Source organism: Polaromonas sp. P1_E1_2, assembly GCF_056406035.1.
In genome coordinates, this window is sequence record NZ_JBFUAZ010000417.1 from 1 (window position 1) to 3,876 (window position 3,876).

Below are 3,876 nucleotides of genomic sequence, written 5' to 3' on the forward strand. Positions count from 1 at the left end.
GAACCTTGGCGTCGGCCTGGTTGAATTGACCGGCTTCCACCACAAAGACAATCAGGTCCACATCATTGACGGCGCCGACCACGGTGCGGTTCAGCGAGCGGTTCAGCGCGTTGCCGTGCCGGGTCTGGAAGCCCGGCGTGTCCACGAAGACATACTGCGTTGCCTTGACCGTGCGCATGCCGGTGATGCGGTGGCGCGTGGTCTGGGCCTTGCGCGAGGTGATGCTGATCTTTTGCCCCACAAGCGCATTGAGCAAGGTAGATTTACCCACATTGGGCTTGCCGACGATGGCGATCAGGCCACAGCGCTGCTCGCCGGCAGGCGGCGTGTCAGCAGTGGCTGGCACGGCCGCGCCGCGCGAAGACAGGGCCTGCGCCAGCATGGCTTCCAGCGCATCGGGCGGCTGCACGGTTTGCGGGGCTTTGGCTTGACGCTTTTTCGGCGCGACTGCAGAGGGAGTCGCCGCAGCAGCTACCGGTTTTTTCGGTTCTTTTTTACCTGTACTCATAATCTTGGTGTGTTGGCCTGCGGCCTTCGGGCGGCTGCCGGCTCGGAGTCAGGAATCCAGTGTCTTGACAAACATCAGCATGGCGGCGGCGGCGGCTTGTTCGCCGGCCCGGCGGGAGCCGCCGATCCCGCGCTCGGCCCGGCCATACTCGGTGATCTCGCATTCCACATCGAAGGTCTGCTTGTGGGCCGCACCCATGGTACCCACCACGCGGTAAATCGGCAGGTTCATTTTGCGCCCCTGCAACCACTCCTGCAATTCGGTTTTCGGATCTTTGCCGATGGCCTGCATCTGCGGGTTGATTTCCACATCTTTGAACAGCCGGCGCACCAGCAGGTTGGCCGCCTCAAAGCCGGCGTCCAGGTAAACGGCGCCTATCACAGCCTCCAGCGCATCGGCGAGAATGGAGGGCCGCTTCTGTCCGCCGGATTTTGCCTCACCCTCACCCAGCCGTACCAGGTCCGGCAGGCCAAGCACGACAGCAAGTTTGTGCAGGGTGTCCTGCTTGACAAGGTTGGCCCGCACACGTGAAAGGTCGCCCTCAGGCAGGGTGCTCAGTTGCTCGTAGAGCAGCCCCGCGACAGCCAGGTTCAGGACGGAATCGCCCAGAAACTCGATACGTTCGTTATGGTCGGTCGAAAAGCTGCGGTGCGTCAGCGCCTGCTGGAGCAGCTTTGGGTCGGAAAAATCATGCTGCAGGCGCTTTTGCAATGCCAGCAGACCAGGACTTGRGGTAGCACTCGCTCGCACTTACTTGGCACGGCCGTTGTACTTGAGCAGCAGATAAGCTGGGCCGGCCATGTGGATTTCCTTGTTATAGGCGAAAGACACCACAGTTTTGTCACCCTCTTTGGTCACTTCGATATCTTTGGCGGTAATTGACTTGATGTCGTCAATCTGGGCGGCCTTGTCAAAGATAGTTCTGGCCTCAGCCACCGTGTTGCCTTCCCTCGCCTTTCCGGCGGCCTTGAGGATGGCCTGATATTCAATCAGCGTCGGGGCAACCTGGGCAGCCAAAATGCCGCCACATACAAGAACAATGCCCACAAACAGAAGGCCAATAAAGGAAATGCCACGTTGACGATGTTTCATTTTTTCTCCTGCTCTGACTAGGAAGTCCTGTCGTATTGCCCTTGGTACACCAAAGTGTGCCAAAAAAGCGGCTACTCGAAAGAACCGATACGCTTGAGGTTGCCGAAATTCATCCAGACAAAAAAGGCCTTGCCGACGATGTTTTTATCGGGAACAAACCCCCAATAACGGGAATCCAGCGAATTATCGCGGTTATCGCCCATCATGAAATACTGCCCCTCAGGCACCTTGCAGACAACGCCCTCGCTACTGTAACGGCAATTTTCCTTGAAAGGAAAGTCCATGACCTCCCGCTCATCGAGGCCGGCCCGCCGGGAGTCGTCATTCAGCAGGCGGTATTTCTTTGTCCCATTGACCTCTTCGAACTGTTTGGCGTAACGCAAAATATCTTCGTCAAAAAAGTCGGGCAAAGGCGTCTTGACCAGAGGCTTGCCGTTAATGGTCAGCTTCTTGTTCAGGTAGGCCACCTCATCCCCGGGCACACCCACCACCCGTTTGATGTAATCCAGGCTCGGTTTTGGCGGATAGCGAAACACCATCACATCACCGCGCTGCGGGGTGTTGTTGTCCAGTACCTTGATATTGAGCACCGGCAAGCGAACGCCGTAATGGAATTTATTGACCAGGATCAGATCGTTGACGAGCAAGGTGGGGATCATGGAGCCAGAAGGAATCTTGAAGGGCTCAAACAGGAAGGAGCGCAACAGGAAAACCACCACGATCACCGGGAACAGGCCGGCGGTCCAATCCAGCCACCAGGGCTGCATGATGAGCCGGGTTCTGGCTTCGTCAACATGGTTGTCGACCTGGCTGATGCCTTTGCCGGCGAGCTCAGCCTGCCGCCTGGCAGCACTTTCCTCGAATGCTGCCGCCGCGCGGTAGCGCTGCGGCAAAAAGTAAAACCGCTCGGCCAGCCAGTAAATCCCGGTGACCACCGATGCCAGGAACAGCAGCAGGGAAAAGTTTCCGTCCACGACGCCGAAGTACCAGGCAGCGCCATAACCCACAAAGGCGGCCAGCACCACGGCCGTGATCGTGCTCATTGCGCCGCGCATCAATCTTCCACCTGCAAAATGGCCAGGAAGGCTTCCTGAGGGACTTCAACGGAACCGATTTGTTTCATGCGTTTTTTACCCGCTTTTTGTTTTTCAAGGAGCTTGCGTTTGCGTGAAATATCGCCGCCGTAGCACTTGGCGATCACGTTTTTGCGCAGCGCCTTGATTGTCTCACGCGCAATAATGTTGGCCCCGATCGCCGCCTGGATGGCCACATCGAATTGCTGCCGGGAAATGATCTCGCGCATTTTGGCCACCACCGCCCGGCCGCGGTAGGCCGACTGGCTGCGGTGGACGATGATGGACAGCGCATCGACCTTCTCGCCGTTCAGCAAGATGTCCACCTTGACCACATCGGATGCCCGGAACTCCTTGAATTCGTAGTCCATTGACGCATAGCCGCGGGAGACGGACTTGAGCTTGTCGAAGAAGTCCAGCACGATCTCGCCCAGTGGCATTTCGTAGGTCAACATGACCTGCTTGCCGTGGTAAGCCATGTTCAGCTGGACGCCGCGTTTCTGGTTGGCCAGCGTCATCACGGCGCCCACATAGTCCTGCGGCATATACAAGTGCACGGTCACGATGGGCTCGCGGATCTCGTTGACCTTTCCGCCGTCGGGAATTTTGGAGGGATTTTCAACCTTGAGGAGGGTTCCGTCGGATTGGAGAACTTCATAGACCACACTGGGGGCCGTCGTGATCAGATCCTGATCGAATTCCCGCTCGAGCCGCTCCTGGACGATCTCCATGTGCAGCAGCCCCAGGAAACCGCAGCGAAACCCGAAACCCAACGCTTCGCTGACCTCCGGCTCATAGTGCAGCGACGCATCATTGAGCTTGAGTTTTTCCAGTGCATCGCGCAGGGATTCGTATTCACTGGCCTCTGAGGGATACAGGCCGGCAAACACCGCAGGCTGGATTTCCTTGAAGCCGGGCAAGGCCTCGGTGGCGGTAAAGGCAGCGCCGCCTGTCCCGGGCTTGATCAGGGTCACGGTGTCGCCGACCCGCGCCGCCTGAAGCTCCTTGATGCCAGCGATGACAAAACCCACCTCGCCGGATTCGAGTGCCTGGCGAGGCTCGGTATGCGGAGTAAAGACGCCTAATTGCTCGGCGTTGTACATCGCCTCGCTGGCCATCAGCTTGATACGGTCACCCTTGGCAAGCCGGCCGTCCACAACACGCACCAGCATGACGACGCCCACATAAGCGTCGTACCAACTG

Annotated in this window: 5 protein-coding genes; all 5 read right to left on the reverse strand. The window is 58.2% G+C overall.

The genetic code is table 11. The features are described 5' to 3' along the window. The coding region (gene era, locus AC1D1P_RS16980; RefSeq protein WP_477673780.1) for a GTPase Era at nt 1–382 on the reverse strand (382 nt) is incomplete at its 3' end. Nucleotides 383–556: 174 nt separating this feature from the next. Then, the gene (gene rnc, locus AC1D1P_RS16985; protein ID WP_477673778.1) at nt 557–1,258 is read right to left on the reverse strand and encodes a ribonuclease III; all 702 of its coding nucleotides are present in this window, start codon (nt 1,256–1,258) and stop codon (nt 557–559) included. Further along, a complete protein-coding gene (locus tag AC1D1P_RS16990) occupies nt 1,259–1,600 on the reverse strand; it encodes a DUF4845 domain-containing protein (RefSeq protein WP_457279376.1) in 342 nt (113 codons plus the stop codon). A 71-nt stretch (nt 1,601–1,671) separates the two neighbouring features. Continuing rightward, on the reverse strand, nt 1,672–2,643 hold the full coding sequence (lepB, locus tag AC1D1P_RS16995; protein ID WP_457279377.1) for a signal peptidase I: 972 nt from the start codon (nt 2,641–2,643) through the stop codon (nt 1,672–1,674). 11 nt (nt 2,644–2,654) lie between these two features. Continuing rightward, nucleotides 2,655–3,876, reverse strand: a 1,222-nt coding sequence (gene lepA / locus AC1D1P_RS17000; RefSeq protein WP_477673779.1) for a translation elongation factor 4, incomplete at its 5' end; no start/stop codon positions are given.

What these genes read in the sequence shown, in the direction of transcription:
- AC1D1P_RS16990 (WP_457279376.1), bottom strand. Translation starts at nt 1,600, where the DNA reads ATGAAACATCGTCAACGTGGCATTTCCTTTATTGGCCTTCTGTTTGTG.
- lepB (WP_457279377.1), bottom strand. Translation starts at nt 2,643, where the DNA reads ATGAGCACGATCACGGCCGTGGTGCTGGCCGCCTTTGTGGGTTATGGC.